The sequence below is a fragment of the Streptomyces flavofungini genome, assembly GCF_041028215.1.
Taxonomy (GTDB): Bacteria; Actinomycetota; Actinomycetes; order Streptomycetales; family Streptomycetaceae; genus Streptomyces; species Streptomyces flavofungini_B.
Genome location: NZ_JASKYR010001326.1, coordinates 1 through 1366, shown reverse-complemented (window position 1 = coordinate 1366; position 1366 = coordinate 1). Strand labels below are relative to the sequence as shown.

Sequence of the window (1366 nt, the reverse complement as noted above, 5' to 3'; positions counted from 1 at the left end):
CTCCCGCATAGACTCCAAAACTAGCAGCGCTAATTAAAGAAGCAGTGGAAGACCCGAGCAACGATCCGGAGCCGTATCGTGCGCACCGTCCATTTCGCCGCCGCCCGCCGCACCCCCATCGGGAGACTGCGCGGCGCCCTCTCCGCCGTCCGCCCCGACGACCTCGCCGCGGGCGTCGTACGCGGACTGCTCGCCGACATCCCCGCGCTCGACCCCGCGCGGATCGACGACATCTACTGGGGCGCCGCCAACCAGGCGGGCGAGGACAACCGCAACGTCGCCCGGATGGCCGCCCTCCTCGCGGGCCTGCCGGACTCGGTGCCCGGCGCGACCGTGAACCGGCTCTGCGCCTCGGGACTGGAAGCCGTCACCACCGCCGCCCGCACCATCGCGGCGGGCGAGGCCGACATCGTCCTCGCGGGCGGCTCGGAGTCCATGAGCCGCGCCCCCTTCGTGCTGCCCCGCCCCGACGAGGCGCTCCCGCGACGCATGGAGACCGCCGACACCCGCCTCGGCTGGCGCCTGACCAACCCCAGGATGAAGGAGCTGCACGGCGTCCTCGCCATGGGCGAGACCGCCGAGGAGGTCGCCGAGCGCCACGGCATCTCCCGCGAACGGCAGGACACCTTCGCGCTCCGCAGCCACCAGCGCGCCACGGCCGCCCGCAAGAACGGCCACTTCGACCACGAGCTGCTCCCGGTCACCCGGCCGGACGGCGTGGTGGTCGAGGAGGACGAGTGCGTGCGCGAGGACACCTCGTACGAGAAACTGAGCGGCCTGAAGCCGGTCTTCCGCAAGGGCGGCACGGTCACCGCGGGCAACGCGTCGCCCATGAACGACGGCGCCGCGGGCCTGCTGCTGGTCAGCGAGGAGGCGCTGAACGACCTCGGCCTCGAATCCCTCGGCCGGTACGCCGCGGGAGCGTCGGCGGGCGTGCACCCCGATGTCATGGGCCTCGGCCCCGTCCCCGCCACCCGCAAGGTGCTCGGCAGGCTCGGCTGGAGCGTCGGCGACATCCAGGAGGCGGAGTTCAACGAGGCGTTCGCCGCGCAGGCGCTGGCCAGCGTCGACGCCCTCGGCTTCGATCCGGACCTGGTCAACCCCTCCGGCGGCGCCATCGCGCTCGGCCACCCCCTCGGCTGCTCGGGCGCCCGCATCCTCACCACCCTGCTGCACCGCATGCGCCGCACCGGTGCCATGCGCGGCCTCGCCACCATGTGCGTCGGCGTCGGCCAGGGCAGCGCGCTCCTCGTCGAGCGCGACTGACCCCGCGCGGGCGCACCCCTCCCGCCGACCGGTGCGCCCGCGCCGCCCGGCAGCAACACGCACCACCGGCAGCAGCAAGAACCACCGCAAGGCCGCACGG

Annotated in this window: 1 protein-coding gene; it reads left to right on the top strand. The window is 73.8% G+C overall.

Annotated features, from left to right (window positions below; translation table 11 throughout):
* Positions 1 to 78 precede the first annotated feature (78 nt).
* Positions 79 to 1266, top strand: coding sequence for a thiolase family protein (locus tag AB8Z36_RS40800; RefSeq protein WP_369218392.1), 1188 nt, complete (start codon positions 79 to 81; stop codon positions 1264 to 1266).
* Positions 1267 to 1366: the final 100 nt, after the last annotated feature.